Origin of the sequence: Enterobacter wuhouensis (assembly GCF_004331265.1) — a bacterium.
Taxonomy (GTDB): domain Bacteria; phylum Pseudomonadota; class Gammaproteobacteria; order Enterobacterales; family Enterobacteriaceae; genus Enterobacter; species Enterobacter wuhouensis.
Genome location: NZ_SJOO01000003.1, coordinates 228,966 through 251,260, shown reverse-complemented (window position 1 = coordinate 251,260; position 22,295 = coordinate 228,966). Strand labels below are relative to the sequence as shown.

At 55.3% G+C, this 22,295-nt stretch carries 23 protein-coding genes and 1 tRNA gene; 7 read left to right on the top strand and 17 right to left on the bottom strand.

Going from position 1 to position 22,295, the window contains the following annotated elements:
- The first annotated feature begins 18 nt into the window (after positions 1-18).
- Both E0L20_RS08790 and E0L20_RS08785 read left to right on the top strand, forming a co-directional pair.
- Positions 19-312, top strand: coding sequence for a PTS sugar transporter subunit IIB (locus tag E0L20_RS08790; protein ID WP_131633623.1), 294 nt, complete (start codon positions 19-21; stop codon positions 310-312).
- Positions 312-770 (top strand): PTS sugar transporter subunit IIA, encoded by a 459-nt coding sequence (locus tag E0L20_RS08785; RefSeq protein WP_004105511.1) that lies wholly within the window; start codon positions 312-314, stop codon positions 768-770. The genes E0L20_RS08790 and E0L20_RS08785 overlap by 1 nt, the downstream gene beginning before the upstream one ends.
- A 101-nt stretch (positions 771-871) precedes the next feature.
- Here the strand turns inward: E0L20_RS08785 and E0L20_RS08780 are convergent, their stop codons facing one another.
- From E0L20_RS08780 to actS, 4 genes are all read right to left on the bottom strand, one after another.
- Positions 872-1,837 (bottom strand): sugar-binding transcriptional regulator, encoded by a 966-nt coding sequence (locus E0L20_RS08780; RefSeq protein WP_131633622.1) that lies wholly within the window; start codon positions 1,835-1,837, stop codon positions 872-874.
- 246 nt (positions 1,838-2,083) lie between these two features.
- The gene (locus E0L20_RS08775) at positions 2,084-2,614 is read right to left on the bottom strand and encodes a P-loop nucleotide/nucleoside kinase family protein (protein ID WP_131633621.1); all 531 of its coding nucleotides are present in this window, start codon (positions 2,612-2,614) and stop codon (positions 2,084-2,086) included.
- Positions 2,615-2,684: 70 nt separating this feature from the next.
- Positions 2,685-2,758, bottom strand: a tRNA-Gly gene (locus tag E0L20_RS08770).
- An 80-nt stretch (positions 2,759-2,838) separates the two neighbouring features.
- On the bottom strand, positions 2,839-3,582 hold the full coding sequence (gene actS / locus E0L20_RS08765; protein WP_131633620.1) for an amidase activator ActS: 744 nt from the start codon (positions 3,580-3,582) through the stop codon (positions 2,839-2,841).
- A gap of 162 nt (positions 3,583-3,744) precedes the next feature.
- Here actS and idi point away from each other — a divergent pair, with 162 nt between their 5' ends.
- On the top strand, positions 3,745-4,287 hold the full coding sequence (gene idi / locus E0L20_RS08760; protein ID WP_131633619.1) for an isopentenyl-diphosphate Delta-isomerase: 543 nt from the start codon (positions 3,745-3,747) through the stop codon (positions 4,285-4,287).
- Positions 4,288-4,325: 38 nt separating this feature from the next.
- Here the strand turns inward: idi and lysS are convergent, their stop codons facing one another.
- The 5 genes from lysS to xerD form a co-directional block, all read right to left on the bottom strand.
- Positions 4,326-5,843: a lysine--tRNA ligase gene (gene lysS / locus E0L20_RS08755; protein WP_131633618.1), complete on the bottom strand. Its 1,518-nt coding sequence runs from the start codon at positions 5,841-5,843 to the stop codon at positions 4,326-4,328.
- A gap of 9 nt (positions 5,844-5,852) precedes the next feature.
- Positions 5,853-6,951, bottom strand: a protein-coding gene (prfB, locus tag E0L20_RS08750) for a peptide chain release factor 2 (RefSeq protein ID WP_108416304.1) whose coding sequence is annotated in 2 segments (ribosomal slippage) — positions 5,853-6,875 and positions 6,877-6,951 — 1,098 coding nt in all. Because the reading frame shifts where the segments join, the coding sequence is not laid out codon by codon here.
- 89 nt (positions 6,952-7,040) lie between these two features.
- On the bottom strand, positions 7,041-8,774 hold the full coding sequence (gene recJ / locus E0L20_RS08745) for a single-stranded-DNA-specific exonuclease RecJ (protein ID WP_131633617.1): 1,734 nt from the start codon (positions 8,772-8,774) through the stop codon (positions 7,041-7,043).
- A 5-nt stretch (positions 8,775-8,779) separates the two neighbouring features.
- Complete coding sequence (dsbC, locus tag E0L20_RS08740; RefSeq protein ID WP_131633616.1) at positions 8,780-9,493, bottom strand: bifunctional protein-disulfide isomerase/oxidoreductase DsbC; 714 nt, start codon at positions 9,491-9,493, stop codon at positions 8,780-8,782.
- 28 nt (positions 9,494-9,521) lie between these two features.
- Positions 9,522-10,418, bottom strand: coding sequence for a site-specific tyrosine recombinase XerD (gene xerD, locus E0L20_RS08735; protein ID WP_131633615.1), 897 nt, complete (start codon positions 10,416-10,418; stop codon positions 9,522-9,524).
- Positions 10,419-10,519: 101 nt separating this feature from the next.
- On the opposite strand from xerD, the gene fldB reads away from it, so the two are divergent.
- Positions 10,520-11,041, top strand: coding sequence for a flavodoxin FldB (gene fldB, locus E0L20_RS08730; RefSeq protein ID WP_131633614.1), 522 nt, complete (start codon positions 10,520-10,522; stop codon positions 11,039-11,041).
- 7 nt (positions 11,042-11,048) lie between these two features.
- Here the strand turns inward: fldB and E0L20_RS08725 are convergent, their stop codons facing one another.
- The gene (locus tag E0L20_RS08725) at positions 11,049-11,459 is read right to left on the bottom strand and encodes a protein YgfX (protein ID WP_131633613.1); all 411 of its coding nucleotides are present in this window, start codon (positions 11,457-11,459) and stop codon (positions 11,049-11,051) included.
- Positions 11,440-11,706, bottom strand: coding sequence for an FAD assembly factor SdhE (gene sdhE, locus E0L20_RS08720; RefSeq protein ID WP_042716098.1), 267 nt, complete (start codon positions 11,704-11,706; stop codon positions 11,440-11,442). The genes E0L20_RS08725 and sdhE overlap by 20 nt, the downstream gene beginning before the upstream one ends.
- A 294-nt stretch (positions 11,707-12,000) precedes the next feature.
- Here sdhE and ygfZ point away from each other — a divergent pair, with 294 nt between their 5' ends.
- Positions 12,001-12,981 carry a tRNA-modifying protein YgfZ gene (gene ygfZ / locus E0L20_RS08715; protein WP_131633612.1) on the top strand — a complete coding sequence of 327 codons (981 nt, stop codon included), beginning with the start codon at positions 12,001-12,003 and terminating at the stop codon, positions 12,979-12,981.
- Positions 12,982-13,091: 110 nt separating this feature from the next.
- Here ygfZ and trhA read toward each other — a convergent pair whose 3' ends face one another.
- Together trhA and yqfB are read right to left on the bottom strand one after the other, a co-directional pair.
- Complete coding sequence (gene trhA, locus E0L20_RS08710; protein ID WP_131633611.1) at positions 13,092-13,751, bottom strand: PAQR family membrane homeostasis protein TrhA; 660 nt, start codon at positions 13,749-13,751, stop codon at positions 13,092-13,094.
- A gap of 165 nt (positions 13,752-13,916) precedes the next feature.
- Complete coding sequence (yqfB, locus tag E0L20_RS08705; protein WP_131633610.1) at positions 13,917-14,228, bottom strand: N(4)-acetylcytidine aminohydrolase; 312 nt, start codon at positions 14,226-14,228, stop codon at positions 13,917-13,919.
- 50 nt (positions 14,229-14,278) lie between these two features.
- On the opposite strand from yqfB, the gene E0L20_RS08700 reads away from it, so the two are divergent.
- Both E0L20_RS08700 and bglA read left to right on the top strand, forming a co-directional pair.
- Entirely contained in the window at positions 14,279-15,010 is a 732-nt protein-coding gene (locus tag E0L20_RS08700) for a MurR/RpiR family transcriptional regulator (protein ID WP_131633849.1), read from the top strand.
- A 116-nt stretch (positions 15,011-15,126) separates the two neighbouring features.
- On the top strand, positions 15,127-16,560 hold the full coding sequence (bglA, locus tag E0L20_RS08695) for a 6-phospho-beta-glucosidase BglA (RefSeq protein WP_131633609.1): 1,434 nt from the start codon (positions 15,127-15,129) through the stop codon (positions 16,558-16,560).
- Positions 16,561-16,619: 59 nt separating this feature from the next.
- Here bglA and E0L20_RS08690 read toward each other — a convergent pair whose 3' ends face one another.
- The 4 genes from E0L20_RS08690 to gcvT form a co-directional block, all read right to left on the bottom strand.
- Positions 16,620-17,363 (bottom strand): SDR family oxidoreductase, encoded by a 744-nt coding sequence (locus E0L20_RS08690; protein ID WP_131633608.1) that lies wholly within the window; start codon positions 17,361-17,363, stop codon positions 16,620-16,622.
- A gap of 70 nt (positions 17,364-17,433) precedes the next feature.
- The gene (gene gcvP, locus E0L20_RS08685; RefSeq protein ID WP_131633607.1) at positions 17,434-20,307 is read right to left on the bottom strand and encodes an aminomethyl-transferring glycine dehydrogenase; all 2,874 of its coding nucleotides are present in this window, start codon (positions 20,305-20,307) and stop codon (positions 17,434-17,436) included.
- A 126-nt stretch (positions 20,308-20,433) separates the two neighbouring features.
- A complete protein-coding gene (gcvH, locus tag E0L20_RS08680) occupies positions 20,434-20,823 on the bottom strand; it encodes a glycine cleavage system protein GcvH (protein ID WP_006178383.1) in 390 nt (129 codons plus the stop codon).
- Between the two features lie 23 nt (positions 20,824-20,846).
- Positions 20,847-21,941, bottom strand: a complete 1,095-nt coding sequence (gcvT, locus tag E0L20_RS08675; RefSeq protein ID WP_131633606.1) for a glycine cleavage system aminomethyltransferase GcvT — start codon at positions 21,939-21,941, stop codon at positions 20,847-20,849.
- Between the last annotated feature and the right edge of the window lie 354 nt (positions 21,942-22,295).

Here is a 22,295-nt window from a genome sequence, read left to right as displayed (position 1 = left end):
TTCAGAAGGTAATTAAAAATGAAAAAAATTTTAGTTGTATGCGGAAACGGTATTGCCTCCTCTTCCATTATGGTTTCTGTCCTGCAGGATTACCTGAAAGAACAGAACATCGAAGCGCAGGTAGATAAATCCTCTTTAATGGCCTGCACCACGGACACGTTTAACAGCTATGACCTGATTGTTTCTTCAACCAAGCTGGATAACCCAGGCATCACTACTCGTGTGATTGTGGGGGCGGGCCTGTTAACGGGTCTGGGCGAAGATGAGATTTTTGATGCTGTTAAAGAAGAAATGCTTAGCCAGGAGAAATGATGAAACTTGAGATTCTGGTAAATGACGTCGAGGGTACGATCGCTGACTGGCATGCAGCAATTGAGTTTGCAGGCCAGAAGCTGTTGGAAAAAGGCTATATCACTCCCGAGTATATTCAGGCCTGCCTGGAGCGTGAGAAGACTTATCCAACTGGTTTATTAATGGCGAACGGTCAGGGCATTGCCATCCCGCATGCAGACTATACGCTGGTAAAAACCAATAGCATAAGCATTGTGCGTTTTGATAAAGGAGTCGTGTTTGGTCAGATGGAAGATGCTGACCTCACAGTGGAATGCGGCATTATGTTTAATCTCGCCTTCGCCACCAGCGATCAGCATATGTCTGTGCTGCGCCGCCTCTTTACGCTCTTCCAGGATATTTCGTTCATCGAGTCGTGCCGTAACCTTAAAACGCACGAAGTCGGGAAATATGTTGAAGAGATGCTTGTAGCATCCTGATAAACAAAAGGCAGATATCACTTATCTGCCTTTTTCAAATCAGAAAGTAAGCAGTGCATATATGAAACACAATGCGGCGCAAAATGAATTCAATGTGACCATTAATCCAGAAGTTTTATAGCCGTATCAAAATCAGTAATCAGCACATTCAGAAGACCTGATTTGAGAGAGGCAACTATACCTTCATATTTTTCGTCCCCCCCAGCAACCCCAATCAGTTTCTTTGTGGCCCGCAATTGTTCTGTCGTAATGCCGAACCCCAGGCGGTTCAGCGGGCTATCCAGTATTTCCCCTTTGCTATTTACCAGTGTTACGCATACATCAGCAGTAATGTCCTGACTAAGTAAAGTCTCACGCCACGCTTCAGGGAATATATCGCATAAACTGGAAGAGCCGGTTTTCCAGGCCCCAATGCCCGTAATAACGACATCCATATTTGAGTAAAACTTTTGCGTATCCTGAACAGCCTGATCCTCTGCGAGTTTCTGGGCTAAACTTTCGTCATCCACCCACATGGGTACATACATCGGGTGCGCTCTTCCGTGGGAAATGGCAGCGACTTTGTGAATTAAATCAATCGGCCCCTGACTAAATTCAATGCCTGGATGAACGCCAGAAAGCTGAACCACATCCAGCACGGGTAATGTCGTCAGTTGACTCACAGTACTTGAAAGAACCCGCCCCCAGGCGAGACCAAATTTCATACCCTCTTTGAGGATCTCACTCAGGTAGGTCGCCGTTATCCCTCCCAGCTTGACGTTTAGCTGTTCCTGGGAAGACCAGGACTCGGAAACGGAGAGCACAACGGCATCCTGCAATCCGTATTTTTTGCAGAGATTTTGCGCTATTTCCTCGTCCAGAGCCTGCTGTTTAGGGAAGGTAAATTTTACATACTCTTGCGCAATGGCTTCATCAATCAGGCGTGCAACTTTGAAGCGAGACAGACCGAGCTCCTCGGCGATTTCTATTTTCGTCTTCATTTCAGAGAAATAACGCTTAACAACAAGAGAGTAGATAAAACGGGGATCGTAGTTGCGCAGCTTTGGATTTTTGTTCTCTTTTGGCATAGCGGTTATCCATATATAACGAGAGGCATCACAAGTCATTTGAGCGGTATGCTCAGATGCCATACTCAAAAGAGTACACTTTTAATCGCTCATCAGATACGGGACCCTGGCGGAATTTTGTGTTTTGTGATGCAAAACGTCCTGGCAGGGTAAATTATAAAGGGTGGAAATGGTTGAGAAAGATAATCTGAAAAACCAACCACGTTTTGCAACGTAATGTTCACTCCATCCGTTACCCGGCTTACTCTATGAACTTACCGGCGTGCAGAAACCGCGCGACTTCATATGCTGCAGGATCCGCTCTACCGCCTCTTCGGCGGTCAGCATGGAAGTGTCCAGAGTCAGGCTAGCAGAACGCCAGGGTTCGTATTCACGGGTAATCACCTTTTGCCAGTCCGGCAAAATATGGCCGCTAATATCCGCAGTGCGGTTTTCAACGCGATATCGATGCTGGGTTTGGTCGGAGCAGGTAAATTCTATCTCCAGAAAAGGCACGGCATTCACGGTCGCGACCTCTCTCCAGGCCTGGCGGGTAATGGCAATGGGATTGACCGAATCAGCAATCACCAGGTTACCCAGCCTGAGGTTATCCTCGGCTAGGGAGTATGCCACCAGATAGCCGGCGGGCCCCATATCCTGCGTAGTGACGGTTTTGGCGCGAATCAGCGCCTGCTCAATCGAATCAATGCGTAACCAGACTGCATCCAGCCTTGCGGCAAGCAGGCGAGCAATGGTTGATTTCCCGGTGCCGGGCAGACCGCCAAAGATCAGTAACATAGTTATCTCGTTGTGGAATGCTGAGACTGCTGATTTATTCTGGGAAAAATGAGTGTAGTAGACTTGAAACTGGAGCGGGCGAAGGGAATCGAACCCTCGTATAGAGCTTGGGAAGCTCTCGTTCTACCATTGAACTACGCCCGCTTTGAGGTGCGTAAGGCATTATAGACCTTACGCATCTCCATACAAGCCTCTTTACCACTAAGTGGCGATTAAATAATCACTTAGCACTTCGGTTTGCTGCCCTGCGCCGGGAGATAGCGCTGCGGATCGATGGCCGTCGCTTTATAACGGATCTGGAAATGCAGCTTCACCGAGTCCGTGCCGGTGCTGCCCATGGTCGCAATCTTCTGCCCCGCCTTCACGTTCTGCCCGTTATTGACCATCATCGTGTCGTTGTGGGCGTAGGCCGTAATGTAGTCTTCACCGTGCTTTATCATGATGAGGTTGCCGTAGCCGCGAAGCTGATTACCCACGTAGACCACCTTGCCGGCACCAGAAGCATAGACCGGCGTTCCGCGCGCGGCTGAGATATCAATGCCTTTATTGCCCCCCTCAGAGAGGGAGTACGGCGCGACCACTTTACCACTGGCAGGCCAGATCCAGCAGCGCTGCCCGACAGGTGGCCAGGAGGACTTAGGCACCTGATAAGACGGCGTGACTTTGGCGGTTTTGCCCTTCGAAGAGGATTTTTTGGCCGAAGAGGAACTGCCGTTAACCTTCAGTTTCTGTCCCACCTCAATGGTATAGGGGGGAGAGATGTTATTCAGACGCGCGAGATCCTTTACGCTGGTTCCCGTAGCGCGTGAAATGCGATACAGGGTATCCCCGCGCTTAACGGTATACACCGCGCCGGAATAGCTGCCCATATCCGAAGATTTGCTTCCCGAGCATCCCGCCAGGAAAAGCGTCAGCATCAGGCAAAAAACGGCAGCGATGGGGTTTCTCGTCAGGCTTCCTGCAAACAAAACAGATCCTCGGTCAGCGTGAATGGCGCACTATGATAGCAGCCCAAACTGATGTGGGTCAGCCCTTTTCCGCTCTGCAAGCCAAACCGTTCGTATAAGAATGCAGTATAATTATCCGGCTGATGGTGCTGAACCATACGGCATTCAGGCACTGGAGCATCAATGAGTATTCAAGAACACGTTATTTTGGTAAATGACCAGGGAATGGTCATTGGCACTCAGGAAAAATACGCCGCGCACACCTCCGATACCCCACTACACCTGGCTTTCTCCTCCTGGCTGTTTAATGCTAAAGGCGAATGTCTGATCACCCGGCGCGCCCTCAGCAAAAAAGCCTGGCCAGGCGTCTGGACAAACTCCGTTTGCGGGCATCCGCAGTCCGGGGAAGCGATTGAACAGGCGATCATCCGCCGCTGCCGCTTCGAAGTGGGCGCCGAACTGACCGATATCACCGCCGTTGCGCCAGAGTTTCGCTACCGTGAAATCGACCCTTCCGGGATTGTCGAGAATGAAATCTGCCCGGTATTTGCCGCTCGCATCACCGGCGAAATCACGATAAATCAAGAAGAAGTGATGGAGCACCGGTGGGTGCAGCTGGAAGCGCTGTTCCGCGCGCTGGACGCCACGCCCTGGGCATTTAGCCCGTGGATGGTGATGGAAGCCACAACCGCGCGCGAAAAGCTCAAGTCTTTCGCGGCGCAATAAAAAAGCCCCTTTCGGGGCTTTTTTTACGTCATGACGGCTTACTTCACTGGACGCATCGCCGGGAAGAGGATCACGTCACGGATGGTGTGGCTGTTGGTGAACAGCATAACCATACGGTCGATACCAATGCCCAGACCTGCCGTTGGCGGCAGGCCGTGTTCCAGCGCGGTCACGTAGTCTTCATCGAAGAACATCGCTTCGTCATCGCCTGCCGCTTTCGCATCAACCTGATCCTGGAAGCGCTGCGCCTGATCTTCTGCATCGTTCAGCTCGCTAAAGCCGTTGCCGATTTCACGGCCACCGATGAAGAACTCGAAGCGGTCAGTGATTTCCGGGTTCACGTCGTTGCGGCGCGCCAGCGGAGAGACTTCTGCCGGGTACTCGGTGATGAAGGTCGGCTGAATCAGGTGCGCTTCAGCCACTTCTTCAAAGATCTCGGTCACGATGCGGCCCAGACCCCAGCTCTTCTCAACCTTGATACCGATGCTTTCCGCGATGGCTTTGGCAGAGTCGAAGTTATCCAGATCGGCCATCTCGGTTTCCGGACGGTATTTCTTGATCGCTTCGCGCATGGTCAGCTTAACGAACGGCTTGCCGAAGTCGAAGACTTCTTCACCGTAAGGCACTTCAGTGGTGCCCAGAATGTCCTGCGCCAGAGTACGGAACAGGGATTCGGTCAGCTCGATCAGATCTTTGTAATCCGCATACGCCATGTAGAGTTCCATCATGGTGAACTCTGGGTTATGACGCACGGAGATGCCTTCGTTGCGGAAGTTACGGTTGATTTCGAACACGCGGTCGAAGCCACCGACCACCAGACGCTTCAGGTACAGTTCCGGCGCGATACGCAGGTACATGTCCAGGTCCAGGGCATTGTGATGGGTGATGAACGGACGCGCAGACGCGCCGCCCGGGATCACCTGCATCATTGGCGTTTCCACTTCCATAAAGTCGCGGTTGACCATGAACTGGCGAATACCGGCCATGATCTGAGAGCGAATTTTGAAGGTCTTGCGGGATTCATCGTTAGAGATGAGGTCCAGATAGCGCTGGCGATAGCGCGCTTCCTGATCCTGCAGGCCGTGGAATTTGTCCGGCAGCGGGCGCAGGGCTTTGGTCAGCAGACGCAGCTCGGTGCAGTGGATAGACAATTCACCGGTTTTGGTTTTGAACAGCTTACCCTTCGCGCCCAGGATATCGCCCAGATCCCACTTCTTGAACTGCTCGTTATAGATGCCTTCCGGCAGGTCGTCACGGGAGACGTACAGCTGAATACGGCCGCCAACGTCCTGCAGCGTTACGAAGGACGCTTTACCCATGATACGACGGGTCATCATACGGCCAGCCACGGACACTTCAACGTTCAGCGCTTCAAGCTCTTCGTTCTCTTTACCGTCGAATTCTGCGTGCAGTTGGTCTGAGGTGTGGTCACGACGAAAATCGTTCGGGAACGGCACGCCCTGCTCGCGCAGCGCTGCCAGCTTCTCGCGGCGGGTTTTCAGTTCGTTATTAAGATCGACTACCGCGTCAGCGCCCTGTGCTTGTTGTTCAGACATGTTGGTTCCTCATAACCCTGCTTTCAAACTTGCTTCGATAAATTGGTCCAGGCTGCCGTCCAGCACCGCCTGCGTGTTACGGGTTTCAACCCCGGTACGCAGGTCTTTGATGCGGGAGTCATCAAGGACGTAAGAACGGATCTGGCTGCCCCAGCCGATATCGGACTTGTTGTCTTCCATCGCCTGTTTCTCAGCATTTTTCTTCTGCATTTCCAGCTCATAAAGCTTCGCTTTCATCTGCTTCATGGCCTGGTCTTTGTTCTTATGCTGGGAACGGTCGTTCTGGCACTGCGTTACCGTGTTGGTTGGAATGTGGGTGATACGCACCGCAGATTCCGTACGGTTAACGTGCTGACCACCCGCACCGGATGCGCGGTAAACGTCGATTCGCAGATCGGCCGGGTTGATTTCGATATCGATATCGTCTTTCACTTCCGGGTAAACAAACGCGGAGCTGAAAGAGGTATGGCGACGGCCGCCGGAGTCGAACGGGCTCTTACGCACCAGGCGATGAACGCCGGTTTCAGTACGCAGCCAGCCGTAGGCGTAATCGCCAATAATCTTAATGGTGATGGATTTCAGACCCGCGACTTCACCTTCAGATTCTTCGATGATTTCGGTTTTGAAACCGCGCGCTTCCGCCCAACGCAGGTACATACGCGCCAGCATGCTCGCCCAGTCCTGCGCTTCCGTACCGCCAGAACCGGCCTGAATATCGAGATAGCAGTCGGCGCTGTCATATTCACCGGAGAACATACGACGGAATTCAAGCTGCGCCAGCTTCTCTTCCAGAACGTCGAGTTCAGCCACGGCTTCGTTAAAGGTTTCTTCGTCGTCGGCTTCAACAGCCAGCTCTAACAGACCCGAGACATCTTCCAGCCCCTGTGACATCTGGTCGAGGGTATCTACAATGGCTTCGAGGGAGGAACGTTCCTTACCCAGCGCCTGTGCGCGTTCAGGTTCGTTCCAGACGTCCGGCTGTTCCAGCTCGGCGTTTACTTCTTCCAGACGCTCTTTCTTGGCATCGTAGTCAAAGATACCCCCTAAGAACGTCAGAGCGCTCCGTGAGGTCCTGAATGCGGTTTTTTACCGGATTAATTTCAAACATGGTCTGTTTTCTTTTATGAGCTTGTCAAAATGCGGTGATAAGAGCGGGATTGTACCGAATCCACGCCCTTTTTTGTAGCTTTACTGACGCTAAATTGGCCAGATATTGTCGATGATGATCTGAAGGGAGCGATTACCGCGAAACTCGTTTATATCGAGTTTGTAAGCGAGTTCAACTTCGCGCACGCCGTTGTCAGGCCACACGGAGGTGTCGACGTTAAACGCGATGCCGTCGAGCAGTGGGCCGCCGCCAACCGGCTCGACCATCACCTTAAGGTGGCGTTCGCCAACAATACGCTGTTGCAGCAGACGGAAACGGCCATCGAACAGCGGCTCCGGGAACATTTGCCCCCACGGCCCGGCATCGCGCAGCATCTGCGCGACTTCCATGGTTATTTCGGACGGCGAGAGTTCACCATCGGAGACGACCTCACCCTGCAGCAGCGCCGGGTCAATCCAGTCGGTCACCAGCTCGCCAAACAGCCGCTGGAACTCGTTGAACTTCGCCTCTTCCAGCGACAGTCCAGCCGCCATCGCGTGGCCGCCGAACTTGATCATCAACCTCGGATGCAGCGTGTCCAGACGCTCCAGCGCATCGCGCATGTGCAGCCCCTGAATCGAACGACCGGAGCCTTTCAGCGTGCCGTCGCCAGCCGGCGCAAAGGCAATCACCGGTCGGTGGAAACGTTCCTTAATGCGCGACGCCAGAATACCCACCACGCCCTGGTGCCACTCGGGATGGTACATCGCCAGGCCGCCCGGCAGCGTATCGCCGCTGCGCTCCAGCTTTTCGCACAGGGTCAGCGCTTCGGCCTGCATCCCCTGCTCAATCTCTTTGCGGGTCTGGTTGAGCGCATCCAGTTCATTTGCCAGCACGCGCGCTTCGCCGATGTTGTCGCACAGCAGCAGCGCCACGCCCACGGACATATCGTCCAGCCTTCCGGCGGCGTTCAGGCGCGGCCCGAGGGCAAAGCCCAGATCGCTTGCTGCCAGCTTAAGCGGGTCGCGGTTGGAAATCTCCAGCAGCGCCTTAATTCCCGGACGACACTTGCCCGCCCGAATGCGGCTTAAGCCCTGCCAGGTCAAAATGCGGTTATTGGTATCCAGCGGAACGACGTCCGCGACGGTGCCCAGCGCGACAAGATCGAGATATTCCGCGAGGTTTGGCGCTGCAATACCGCGCGACTCAAACCAGCCCTTATCCCGCAGCAGCGTACGCAGGGCCAGCATCAGATAAAACGCCACGCCGACACCGGCCAGGGATTTCGACGGGAAATCGCAGTCCCGCAGGTTTGGGTTAACAATCGCTTCGGCGGCAGGCAGGGTTTCGCCGGGCAGGTGGTGATCGGTAACCAGCACCGGGATCCCCAAGGCATGAGCATGATCGACGCCCGCATGGGAAGAGATCCCGTTATCCACGGTCAGGATCAGCTGCGCGCCGCGCGCGCGCGCCTGATCGACCACTTCCGGACTCAGCCCGTAGCCGTCTTCGAAACGGTTCGGCACCAGGTAGGTGACGTTATCACAGCCCAGCGCGCGAAGGCTGAGCACGCTCAGCGCAGTGCTCGTTGCGCCGTCGGCATCGAAATCCCCCACTACCACAATCCGCGTGCCTTCACGCAGGGCGTTATAGAGTATTTCAGTGGCCGTTTCGACACCGCTCAGCTGCTGCCAGGGCAGCATGCCTTTGACGCTGCGTTCGAGATCGCCCGCCGTTCGCACGCCGCGACTGGCATAGAGCCGCTTTAACAGCGGCGAAAGATCGTCAGGTAAATCAGCCGTGTCGGCCGCTTCGCGGCGGCGCAGTTTTATCGGAGCTTTCACGCGAATTATTTACCACCGGTCTGTTTCTGGTGCGCGTCGAGGAACTCTTTCATCTCTTTTGGCCCCTGATAGCCCGGCACCACGTAGCCGTTGCTCAGCACAATGGCTGGCGTGCCGTTAACGCCAAACTGCACGCCCAGCGCATAGTGGTTCGCGATATCGATATCACAGGACGCGGGCTTAACGCCCTTACCGTTCATCGCATCATCGAAGGCTTTGTTGCGGTCTTTCGCACACCAGATAGCCTTCATGTCCTGCTCTGGCTGGCTCTGCACGCCCGCACGCGGGAAGGCCAGGTAACGCACGGTAATGCCCAGCGCGTTGTAGTCTTTCATCTCTTCATGCAGCTTGTGGCAGTAGCCGCAGGTGATGTCTGTGAAGACGGTAATGACGTGTTTTTCCTGCGCCGCTTTATAGACGATCATCTCTTTTTCGAGCGCGTTCAGGTTTTTCATCAGCAGCTGATTGGTCACGTTGACCGGCTGCGCGCCGCTCACGTCGTACATTGGCCCCTGAATAATGTGTTTGCCGTCTTCGGTGACGTACAGCACGCCGCTGTTGGTCAACACGGTTTTCATACCGGCTACCGGCGCAGGCTGAATGTCGCTGCTCGAGACGCCGAGCTTGGTCAGGGACTGTTTGATGGCTGCATCGTCAGCATGAGCAAAACCGGTAAAAGAGGCTGCCAGCAGGGTGAACAGCGCGAAAGACTTTTTCATATGTGATCCTGTTACAATTCGTCGGCACTCACGCGCGTGGGTGGTGCTGTTGGTGTAGCTGTCGCAGGCGTTCCGTCGCGACATGGGTATAAATTTGCGTCGTTGAAAGATCGCTGTGTCCCAGCAGCATCTGCACCACGCGTAAATCCGCGCCGTGGTTTAACAGATGCGTCGCGAAGGCGTGACGCAAAACGTGCGGCGATAATTTTTCGCTATCAATACCCGCCAGCGTGGCGTAATGCTTAATCCGATGCCAGAAGGTTTGCCGCGTCATTTGCTGGGCGCGCTGGCTGGGGAACAAAACATCGATAGAAACGCCATTCAGCAGCCACGGTCGGCCATGTTCCAGATACGTTTCCAGCCAGTAAACCGCCTCTTCCCCCAGCGGTACCAGCCGTTCTTTGTTTCCTTTACCAATCACGCGAACCACGCCCTGACGCAGGCTGATATCGCTCATCGTCAGGCCGACCAGTTCAGAAACGCGCAAGCCGGTAGCATACAATAGCTCAAGCATGGCTTTATCGCGTAACTCCAGCGGCAGGTCAACCGCGGGCGACTGTAATAATCTCTCAACTTGCGCTTCGCTGAGATCTTTCGGCAGCCGCTGGGGTAATTTCGGCGACGCCAGAAGCGCGCTGGGATCGTCTGCTCGTATTTTCTCACGGTAAAGGTGCTGAAACAGACGTCGCATCGCGCTTAGCAGGCGCGCAGAGCTCGTTGCTTTGTAGCCCCCTTCCATACGTTCAGCCAGCAACCCTTGCAGGTCATCGCTTTGCGCACTCTCCAGCGAAAGCTGCCTGCGCGCCAGCCACTCCACCAGCAGGGTAAGATCGCGCCGGTAAGCACTGAGCGTATTCTCGGCCAGATTCTTCTCAAGCCATAGCGTATCGAGAAACTGTTCGATGAGTGCGAGATCCTTTTCCACATCAGCCCCTTTGATTCTGCAATCCGGGCATTATGCCTGAATGCCGCCGGTTTCTGGTACACTACGCGCAATGTCATAGCAAGAATTGAGATAGTTACGCGATGAATATTGGTCTTTTCTATGGTTCCAGCACCTGCTACACCGAAATGGCGGCGGAAAAAATTCGTGACATCATTGGCCCGGAACTGGTGACGTTGCATAACCTGAAAGATGACGCTGTCACGCTGATGGAGCAGTACGACGTGCTAATCCTCGGCATCCCAACCTGGGACTTTGGTGAGATACAGGAAGACTGGGAAGCCCTCTGGGATCAGCTTGATACGCTCAACCTCGACGGCAAAATCATTGCGATGTACGGCATGGGCGATCAGCTTGGCTACGGCGAGTGGTTCCTCGATGCGCTGGGTATGCTGCATGACAAGCTGGCCCCCAAAAACGTCACTTTCATCGGCTACTGGCCAACCGAAGGGTACGAGTTTACCAGTAAGAAGCCGATTATTGCTGACGGCCAGCTGTTTGTCGGCCTCGCGCTCGATGAGACCAACCAGTACGATCTTAGCGACGAGCGCCTGCAAAACTGGTGCGAGCAGATCCTCGGCGAAATGGCTGAAAAGTTTAGCTAACCTGCGCTTATTCCTGCGTCGGCTGCTGCAGAAGCGTCCGGCGCAGATCGCGCCACTCGTCAATATCCATACTATCAGCCGCCAGCCACAGGTGCTGACGTCGCCCGCCACCGACGTTGCGTAGCCGCAGCATCATGCCGGAGTTCAGCATCCAGGGCATACCGATTATGTCCCACTCTTTTCCCTGCCAGCGCAGCCGGGAATCCATCATCAGTTTGATTTCCCCCTGGCGCGCATTGATGCGGCGTTGACTGCGCACGCTGTCAAACACCACAAATGAGAGCAGCAGCAGCCACAGCGGGGTGTAGCTGAGCGGCCACGGCATCAGTAGCACCAGTGCCGCAACCAGCCCGTGGAGCAATAAAGACATCCACTGCGAGCGCCACGAGACGCGAAGATCAGATTGCCACAGGACCACGTTCCCGATTCCGTGTTTGAATTAATTGCACCATCCGCTGCAACTCGGTGTCGGCGGGTTTGCCGTGGTTCATCAGCCAGTTGAACAAATCAGGATCGTCAGACTCAAGCAGGCGTACGAACAGACGCTTATCGTCATCGCTGAGGCTGTCATACTCGTGTTCAAAGAAGGGCATGATGGAGATATCAAGTTCGCGCATGCCGCGCCGGCATGCCCAGTGAATACGGGCCTTGTTGTTAATATCCATGTTCTGTTTCCTGCATTACGTTTGGCACAGTCGGTACCCCGTTCAGTGTTCTTTGTTTCTCTACGGGAGCACTCGCTAGTGTAACGTGTTTTTGACCGTTTCATTACTGGAATATTGCAAGCCGGAAGCCGGATTCCAAAATAATCCCTACAAAGACAGCGGATTACACCATTTTGCGTGGCGCTACGCATAACCGCGTTATGGCACGAATGGCCTGCTGAAAGCGCTTGCAATGCCTGTAGGCTCTTTTACCATTAGGCATTATCAAAGCGTTAAGCAACTCAGGATACCATTATGGCTTTTACTCCATTCTCTCCTCGCCAGCCCGCCGCCTCCGCGCGTCTGCCGCTGACGCTTATTACTCTTGATGACTGGGCGCTGGCAACGCTCACCGGTGCCGATGCCGAAAAGTACCTGCAGGGCCAGGTCACCGCCGACGTCAGTCAGATGACTGAACACCAGCACCTGCTGGCCGCGCACTGCGATCCAAAAGGTAAAATGTGGAGCAACCTGCGCCTGTTTCGTCGTCAGGACGGATTTGCCTTTATCGAGCGCCGCAGCCTGCGCGACGCCCAGCTCAAGGAGCTGAAAAAATATGCGGTATTTTCCAAAGTCACCATCGCCGCAGATGATGAACATGTTCTTCTGGGCGTGGCGGGTTTCCAGGCGCGCGCAGCGCTGAAAAACCTGTTCGGCGAACTGCCGGATGCGGAAAAGCAGGTCGTCAGCGAAGGCGCGACCTCTATCCTGTGGTTTGAACATCCTGCCGAGCGTTTCCTGCTGGTAACGGATGTCGCTACCGCAGAGCGCGTCACTGAAGCGCTGCGCGGTGAAGCGCAGTTCAACAACAGCCAACAGTGGCTGGCATTGAACATTGAAGCGGGTCTGCCGGTGATTGACGCAGCAAACAGCGCGCAGTTTATTCCACAGGCTACCAACATTCAGGCGCTGGGCGGCATCAGCTTTAAGAAAGGGTGTTACACGGGTCAGGAGATGGTGGCGCGCGCAAAATTCCGAGGAGCGAACAAACGCGCCCTGTGGACGCTGGCGGGCCACGCAAGCCGTGTACCGGAAGCGGGTGAAGATCTCGAGCTGAAGATGGGTGAAAACTGGCGTCGTACCGGTACGGTGTTAGCCGCCGTACAGCTGGATGATGGACGCCTGCTGGTTCAGGTGGTGATGAATAACGATATGGAAGCCGACAGCGTGTTCCGCGTGCGTGACGACGTAAACACACTGAGCATCGAGCCGCTGCCGTATTCACTGGAAGAGTGATGCTGTATCGCCCGGTGGCGCTGCGCTTACCGGGCCTACGGTTTTGGTGTCCTCCCTTTCCCCGTGGGAGAGGGCCGGGGTGAGGGTAACCGCCCGCACGGTGGAAAAACCTACGCCTGCCCCACATACAAATAAATCGCCAAAAAGTGGCACACGCTGCCGCCCAGCACAAAGCCGTGCCAGATAGCGTGGTTATACGGGATGCGCTTACAGACGTAGAAAATTACGCCCAGCGAGTAGACCACGCCGCCCACCGCCAGAAGCGTTACGCCCCCCACGGCCAGCTTGATCGCCAGCTGATACACCACGATAAGCGACAGCCAGCCCATCGTCAGATAGGTCACCAGCGACAGTATTTTGAACCGGTGCGCAATGGTCAGCTTAAACAGGACTCCCAGCAGCGCCAGGCTCCAGATGACGATCATTAGGCCACGCGACAGCGGTGAGTTTAATCCCACCAGCAAGAACGGGGTGTAGGTGCCCGCGATCAGAAGATAGATGGCGCAGTGGTCGAATTTTTTGAGCCAGGTCTTGGCCCGCTGATGCGGAATAGCGTGATACAGCGTCGAGGCCAGGAACAGCAGGATCATACTCCCGCCGTACAGGCTGTAGCTGGTAATGGCCATCGCGCTGGCATTGGCGTCCACCGCCTGCACCAGCAATAGCACTAATCCGACTATCCCAAACACCAGGCCAATGCCGTGGCTTATACTGTTGGCTACTTCCTCAGCCAGTGAATATCCCTGTGCGATTAATGGCTTGCTCACCATAGGTAACTCCGGGAAAACAAAAGATGATTATTCATCGTCTGGTTATGCTAACTGAGAATGATTCCAGAGAACACCTGTTAGCTAAAATAAAATTAAACCTAATATTTCTGATTTACAATCAGGTAGTTACGGTTTAATTTCAGCTAACACGTGTTACCATCATCATTAAAGACATTTAAAATCAATCACATAAAACTGGTTCTGATGGGGATAGATTTCCACAATCACGCTTTTGAGCGTCTCCAGGGTCATGTTCTCCTGCTCTGCGTGTTTTTCCGTTAGCGTATCCAGCGTAACGGTCGATGTACCTGTCACTTCAATGGTGCAAAAGTAGCCGTCATCCTCATAGCGACCGACGCGCAGGATATCGCCCTGCTTAAAATGGGATTCGCTTTCGTCACGAATGGTGATGGTTTTTCGCCCGGCCAGAATGTCGTCCTGAAAGCGCTGAAAAAAAGTGATGTCGTTTGGCTGCATGTTATTATTCCCTGAAGAAAAGTTAATGAGTGAGTTTAGCCATTGTGAGCATGTTCTCCCATTCCGCCATTGCCGGTCTCAATAATCTTGAGATGATGGTCTACAACTATGTCATCAAGAACCGTGACAAAGTAATGTACATGACCATCCGCGAGCTGGCGGACGCGGCTGGCGTCTCTACCACCACTATCCTGCGCTTTTGCCGCAAGCTCAACTGCGAGGGCTACTCCGAATTTCGCGTGCGCTTTAAGCTTTACCTGGAGCAGAATGAGCCCCAGCAGGCGAATTTCGGTGCCAGCGAAATTATCAGCTTCTTTAAAAGCGTCAATAATGAAGAGTTCGATGCGTTACTGGATGATGCGGTAGATATTATCCTCTCCTCCGAACGTATTATATTTGTGGGCGCGGGGACGTCCGGCTCACTGGCGAAATACGGCGCGCGTTTTTTCTCGAATATTGGAAAATTCAGCAACCATATTGACGATCCTTATTTCCCGGTGACCAATGATATGGCGAAAAATGCGCTGGCGATCGTTTTATCCGTGTCGGGTGAAACCGAGGAGATCCTGCGCTTTGCCAGCCAGTTCAGCCTGCACCGCTGTAAGGTGCTCTCCATCACCAGCCATGAACACTCACGCCTGGCAAAGCTTGCTGACTTCAACCTCTCCTGGCATGTTCCCCAGACGCGCATCGGTGGCGTCTACGATATTACCACTCAAATTCCCGTTATCTATATTCTGGAATCGCTCGGGCGTAAGCTGGCGAAGAAATTAACAGAATAAAACGTCCTGTTTTTTCGATGTAACAAATCACAATTCCTGGAAATTGTTATATCGTGACATTTAATTTCGCTTTGCTAGACTCGATAGCAATTAATCATTTATTGAGATGAGCAGCGATGAAAAAATTGACCTTACCAAAAGAGTTTTTATGGGGCGGCGCGGTTGCGGCACACCAGGTTGAAGGCGGCTGGAATAAGGGTGGTAAAGGACCAAGCATTTGTGACGTCCTGACCGGCGGCGCTCACGGCGTACCGCGTGAAATCACTCAGGAAGTGATTGAAGGTAAATACTACCCAAACCACGAAGCCGTTGATTTCTACGGCCATTACAAAGAAGACATCAAGCTATTTGCCGAGATGGGCTTCAAATGCTTCCGCACCTCCATCGCCTGGACGCGCATCTTCCCGAAAGGTGACGAAACCCAGCCGAATGAAGAAGGGCTGCAGTTCTACGATGACATGTTCGACGAACTGCTGAAATACAATATCGAGCCGGTGATCACCCTCTCCCACTTTGAAATGCCGCTGCACCTGGTACAGGAATACGGTGGCTGGGCCAACCGTAAAGTGGTCGATTTCTTTGTGCGTTTCTCCGAAGTGGTCTTCGAGCGCTACAAAAACAAGGTCAAATACTGGATGACCTTCAACGAAATCAATAACCAGCGTAACTGGCGCGCGCCGCTGTTCGGCTACTGCTGCTCTGGCGTGGTGTACACCGAACACGATAACCCTGAAGAGACCATGTACCAGGTGCTGCACCATCAGTTCGTTGCCAGCGCCCTGGCGGTGAAAGCCGCGCGTCGCATCAACCCGGAGATGAAAGTTGGCTGCATGCTGGCGATGGTGGCGCTCTATCCGTTCTCCTGCAAACCCGAGGACGTGATGTTTGCCCAGGAGTCCATGCGCGAACGCTATGTCTTTACCGACGTACAGCTCCGGGGTTACTACCCATCCTACGTGCTGAACGAATGGGAGCGCCGCGGCTTCTCCATCAAAATGGAGGCGGGCGACGAGCAGATCCTGCGCGAAGGCACCTGCGACTACCTGGGCTTCAGCTACTACATGACCAACGCGGTTAAGGCAGAAGGCGGTACCGGTGACGCCATTTCCGGCTTCGAAGGCAGCGTGCCGAACCCGCACGTGAAGGCCTCCGACTGGGGCTGGCAGATTGACCCGGTGGGCCTGCGCTATGCGCTGTGCGAACTGTATGAACGCTATCAGAAACCGCTATTTATCGTTGAAAACGGTTTTGGTGCCTACGATAAAGTCGAAGAAGACGGCAGCATCAACGACGACTACCGCATCGATTACCTGCGCGCGCACGTTGAAGAGATGATTAAGGCGGTGACTTACGACGGCGTGGATCTGATGGGCTATACGCCGTGGGGCTGCATCGACTGCGTCTCCTTCACCACCGGACAGTACAGCAAGCGCTACGGGTTTATCTACGTGAACAAGCACGACGACGGCACGGGCGATATGTCGCGTTCCCGCAAGAAGAGCTTTAACTGGTATAAGGAAGTGATTGCCAGCAACGGCGAGAAACTTTAACGCCGGGCGGCGCTACGATTGATCCCCTCTCCCTGTGGGAGAGGGTTAGGGTGAGGGGTTTATTTCCCACCGGCCAACTCTAAAAAACTGCCCGTGACGTACGACGCCTTCTCGCTCAGCAGCCAGACAATCGCCTGCGCCACCTCTTCCGGCTGACCGCCGCGCTGCATTGGCAGCATCGACTTAACGCGATCCACCCGCCCCGGTTCACCGCCGGACGCATGGATATCGGTATAGATTAGACCCGGACGTACGCAGTTAACCCGTATGCCCTGCCCCGCCACCTCAAGGGATAGCCCGGTGGTCAGGGAATCCACCGCACCTTTGGATGCAGCATAGTCCACGTATTCTCCCGGCGCGCCCAGGCGTGACGCGGCGGAAGAGACGTTCACTATCGCCCCACCCTTGCCGCCGTGCTTGTTAGACATGCGCTTCACCGCTTCACGACAGCAGAGGAAATAGCCCGTGACGTTGGTAGAGAGCACGCGGTTGATACGTTCAGCCGACAAATTCTCAATGGTCGATTGTTCAAACAGAATACCTGCGTTATTCACCAGCGCCGTCAGCGGCTCGCCTTCGCGATCGATGCTGTCGAACATCGCCATTACCTGCGCTTCGTCGCTGATGTCCGCGCGCACGGCAAAGGCTTTGCCGCCCGACTCGACGATCTGACTGATGACGTCCGTCGCGGCCTTAACGTTGTGATGGTAGTTCACCGCCACGGTGTAACCTTCGCGTGCCAGCTGCAGCGCGGTGGCTTTGCCAATACCGCGGCTGGCGCCGGTCACAAGTGCAATACCCATTCTCTTCTCCCAATAAAAAAGCCGGGTGGCGGCTTCGCCTTACCCGGCCTACGTTACTACATCAGCAATATTACTGGTATTCGCTCATCGGCACGCAGGAGCAGAACAGGTTACGGTCGCCGTAGACGTCATCAAGACGCTTCACGGTCGGCCAGTATTTGTTTGCCACGCCTGCCGGGAAGACCGCCAGCTCGCGGGAATAGCCGTGGTTCCACTCTGCCACCATCTCGTGCTGGGTGTGCGGGGCGTTGACCAGCGGGTTATCTTCCAGCGTCCACTCGCCGTCCTGCACGCGGTCGATCTCCATGCGGATCGCCAGCATCGCGTCGATAAAGCGGTCCAGCTCGGCTTTGCTTTCAGACTCGGTCGGCTCAACCATCAGCGTACCCGCAACCGGGAACGACATGGTTGGCGCGTGGAAGCCGTAGTCGATCAGGCGCTTGGCGATATCCAGCTCGCTGATGCCGGTCTGCTCTTTCAGCGGACGAATATCCAGAATGCACTCGTGCGCCACGCGACCGTCGCGACCGGTATAGAGCACCGGGAAGGCGGACTTCAGGCGAGTCGCAATGTAGTTGGCGTTCAGGATCGCCACCTGGCTCGCCTGCTTCAGCCCTTCCGCGCCCATCATGCGGATGTACATCCAGCTGATTGGCAGAATAGAGGCGCTGCCGAACGGTGCCGCAGAGACCGCGCCCTGACGGGTCAGCATGCCTTCAATCTGCACCACGCTGTGGCCCGGAACAAACGGTGCCAGGTGCGCCTTCACGCCGATTGGGCCCATGCCCGGGCCGCCGCCGCCGTGCGGGATGCAGAAGGTTTTGTGCAGGTTCAGGTGCGACACGTCCGCACCGATAAAGCCCGGAGAGGTAATGCCCACCTGCGCGTTCATGTTCGCGCCGTCGAGGTAAACCTGACCGCCGAACTGGTGCACCACTTCGCACACTTCACGGATGGTCTCTTCGTACACGCCGTGGGTGGACGGGTAGGTCACCATGATGCAGGAAAGCTTGTCGCCCGCCTGCTCGGCTTTCGCACGCAGGTCGGCCAGATCGATGTTGCCGTTCTTATCGCAGGCAACCACAACCACTTCCATGCCCGCCATCTGGGCAGAGGCCGGGTTGGTACCGTGGGCGGAGCTTGGGATCAGGCAGATATCGCGGTGACCTTCGCTGCGGCTTTCGTGATAGTGGCGGATCGCCAGCAGGCCCGCGTACTCGCCCTGCGCGCCGGAGTTCGGCTGCATGCAGAGCGCGTCATAACCGGTCAGCTTCACCAGCCAGTCGGAAAGCTGGTTGATCATCATGTGATAACCTTCCGCCTGCTCTGGCGGGCAGAACGGGTGCAGCTCGGAGAACTCCGGCCAGGTGATCGGGATCATCTCTGCCGCGGCGTTCAGCTTCATGGTGCAGGAGCCCAGCGGGATCATCGCCTGGTTCAGCGCCAGATCCTTGCGCTCCAGAGAGTGCATATAGCGCATCATCTCGGTTTCGCTGTGGTAGCGGTTGAACACCGGATGCGTCAGGATCGCGTCATTGCGCAGCATGCTTTCCTGAATGGAGCGGCTGTCGAGCGCGACCTCTTTATCGAGCGTATCAATATCCAGGCCGTGCGCGTCACCCAGCAGCACGCTGAACAGGTTCAGGATATCGTCGCGGGTGGTGCTTTCATCCAGCGTAATGCCGACGGCGTTGTGGATGTCGCTGCGCAGGTTGATCTCTGCCGCATCCGCACGCGCCAGCACGGCCGCTTTGTCCGCCACGTCCACGCACAGGGTGTCGAAATAGTGCTCATGGCGAAGCTTAAGGCCTTTCTGCTGCAGGCCGCAGGCCAGAATATCGGCCAGGCGGTGAATACGGCTGGCAATGCGCTTCAGGCCAGCCGGACCGTGGAACACGGCATACAGGCTGGCGATGTTGGCCAGCAGGACCTGGGAGGTACAGATGTTGGAGTTCGCTTTCTCGCGGCGGATGTGCTGCTCGCGGGTCTGCATCGCCATGCGCAGCGCGGTGTTACCGGCAGCATCTTTTGAGACGCCGATAATACGACCGGGCATGGAGCGTTTGAATTCATCTTTCGCGCCGAAGAACGCCGCGTGCGGACCGCCATAGCCCATCGGCACGCCGAAGCGCTGCGCAGAGCCGAAGACGATATCCGCGCCCTGTTTGCCCGGTGCCGTCAGCAGCACCAGCGCCATAAAATCAGCGGCAACGCTGACAATCACCTTGCGGGACTTCAGCTCGGCAATCAGCGCGCCGTAGTCGTGTACTTCACCCGTTGTACCTACCTGCTGCAGCAGCACGCCGAAAACGTCCTGGTGATCCAGCACTTTGTCGGCGTCGTCGACGATCACGTCAAAGCCGAAGGTCTCTGCGCGGGTACGCACCACGTCCAGCGTCTGGGGATGCACGTCCGCCGCCACGAAGAAGCGGTTGGCATTTTTCAGCTTGCTCACGCGTTTTGCCATCGCCATCGCTTCGGCAGCGGCGGTGGCTTCATCCAGCAGCGAGGCGGAGGCGATGTCCATCCCGGTCAGATCCAGCGTCACCTGCTGGAAGTTCAGCAGCGCTTCCAGACGGCCCTGGGAGACTTCTGGCTGATACGGGGTGTAAGCGGTGTACCAGCCCGGGTTTTCCAGCATGTTGCGCAGGATAACCGGCGGCAGCTGCACGTTGGTATAGCCCATGCCAATGTAAGACTTATAGCGCTTGTTGAGGCCGGCGATGGCCTTCAGCTCCGCCAGTGCGGCGAATTCCGTGGTGGCTTCACCTACCTGCGGCGGCGTGGCAAGCTGGATGTCTTTTGGCACGATCTGGCCGATCAGTGCGTTTAATGAATCCGCGCCAACTGTCTTCAGCATCTCCTGCTGTTGCTGAGCATCCGGCCCAATGTGACGTTCAATGAAGGCGCCACGGTTTTCAAGCTGGCTTAAAGTCTGTGTCATGAGCGATGGTTCCTGAAACGTGCAGTGAATGTGTTTTCTCCCTCTCCCTTAGGGAGAGGGCTGGGGTGAGGGTGTCGTCTGTTCCCCTCACCCTACCCTCTCCCCAAAGGGGAGAGGGATAATGGATTACTCGTCTTCCAACAGCGCTTCGTACGCGGTCGCGTCCAGCAGCGCGGCAACCTGCGCTTCGTCGCTGGCTTTGATCTTGAAGATCCAGCCGCCTTCATACGGCTCGCTGTTCACCAGCTCTGGCGAATCGCTCAGCGCGTCGTTGACGGCAACGATTTCGCCGCTCACAGGAGCGTAGATGTCAGAAGCCGCTTTTACGGACTCCGCTACGGCGCAGTCGTCGCCCGCGCTAACGGTCGTGCCCACGTCAGGCAGGTCAACAAACACCATGTCGCCCAGCAGCTCCTGCGCGTGCTCGGTGATCCCTACGGTGTAAGTGCCGTCCGCCTCTTTGCGCAGCCACTCGTGTTCTTTGCTGTATTTCAGTTCTGCTGGCACATTGCTCATTGAAGTTCTCCTGATAAAAATGATTAGGCGACCGGCTTACCGGCGCGAACAAAAATCGGTTTGGTCACGTTGACCGGCATTTCGCGATTGCGGATTTGCACCACCGCCGTGTCGCCAATGCCCGCCGGCACGCGTGCCAGTGCAATACTGTAGCCGAGCGTCGGGGAGAAGGTTCCGCTGGTGATCACGCCTTCGCGATGATTGCCGTCGGCATCGGTGAAGCGCACCGGCAGTTCGCCGCGCAGCACGCCTTTTTCCTTCATCACCAGGCCAACCAGCTGTTCAGTGCCCTTCTCACGCTGCATTTCCAGCGCTTCACGGCCAATAAAGTCGCGGTCAGCCGGTTCCCATGCGATGGTCCAGCCCATGTTGGCCGCCAGCGGGGAGACGCCTTCGTCCATCTCCTGGCCGTAGAGGTTCATGCCCGCTTCCAGACGCAGCGTATCGCGCGCGCCCAGACCCGCAGGCTTCACGCCCGCTTCCACGAGCGCGCGCCAGAAATCGGCGGCCTTCTCGTTCGGCATCGCAATTTCGTAGCCCGCTTCACCCGTGTAGCCGGTGGTGGCGATAAACAGATCGCCCGCCTGCACCCCGAAGAAGGGCTTCATGCCTTCGGTTGCTTTGCGCTGCTCGTCGGTAAACAGAGACGCGGCTTTCGCCTGCGCGTTCGGCCCCTGCACGGCGATCAGCGACAGATCGTCACGGACGGTGATGTCGATGGCATAAGGTTCGGCATGTTGGGAAATCCAGGAGAGGTCTTTTTCGCGGGTGGCGGAGTTTACAACGAGGCGGAAGAAATCTTCGGTAAAGTAATAGACGATAAGGTCATCAATCACGCCGCCCGAGGCGTTCAGCATGCCGGTATAGAGCGCTTTACCCGGCGTCTTCAGTTTGGCGACGTCATTTGCCAGCAGATAACGCAAAAACTCCCGGGTGCGGCTGCCGCGCAGATCGACAATCGTCATATGGGACACGTCGAACATACCGGCATCGGTGCGCACCGCGTGGTGCTCATCAATCTGCGAGCCGTAGTGCAGCGGCATCATCCAGCCGTGGAAGTCCACCATGCGGGCGCCGCATAACACGTGTTGTTCGTACAAAGGAGTCTGTTGAGCCATCTTGTCCTCGTTGAAAAATTCACCGTGAAACCCGGTATCGGCCTCGTTCCCGAATGCCGACGCAAACGTTCTCTTTTACCTGAACTTACCACCGAAACCGGCGGTTAACCATAAGGTAAAACGGGTCATCACATTAGCTTATGACCAAAAAACGTTGAAAAGCCTACAGAGTTATTCACTGGAAAAATGCGATTAAACCCGCACAAAATTAACAATGATCTAACAGGATTTAGCACATGGTGATATTTCGTGCGGAAAAATGGGCCGAATTTCCGTCCCTTCAAAAACACGACATTAGATTATCTAATGCGAAAAACAGCGTGGAATTAGAATATTTCAAACGAGGGAATTTCC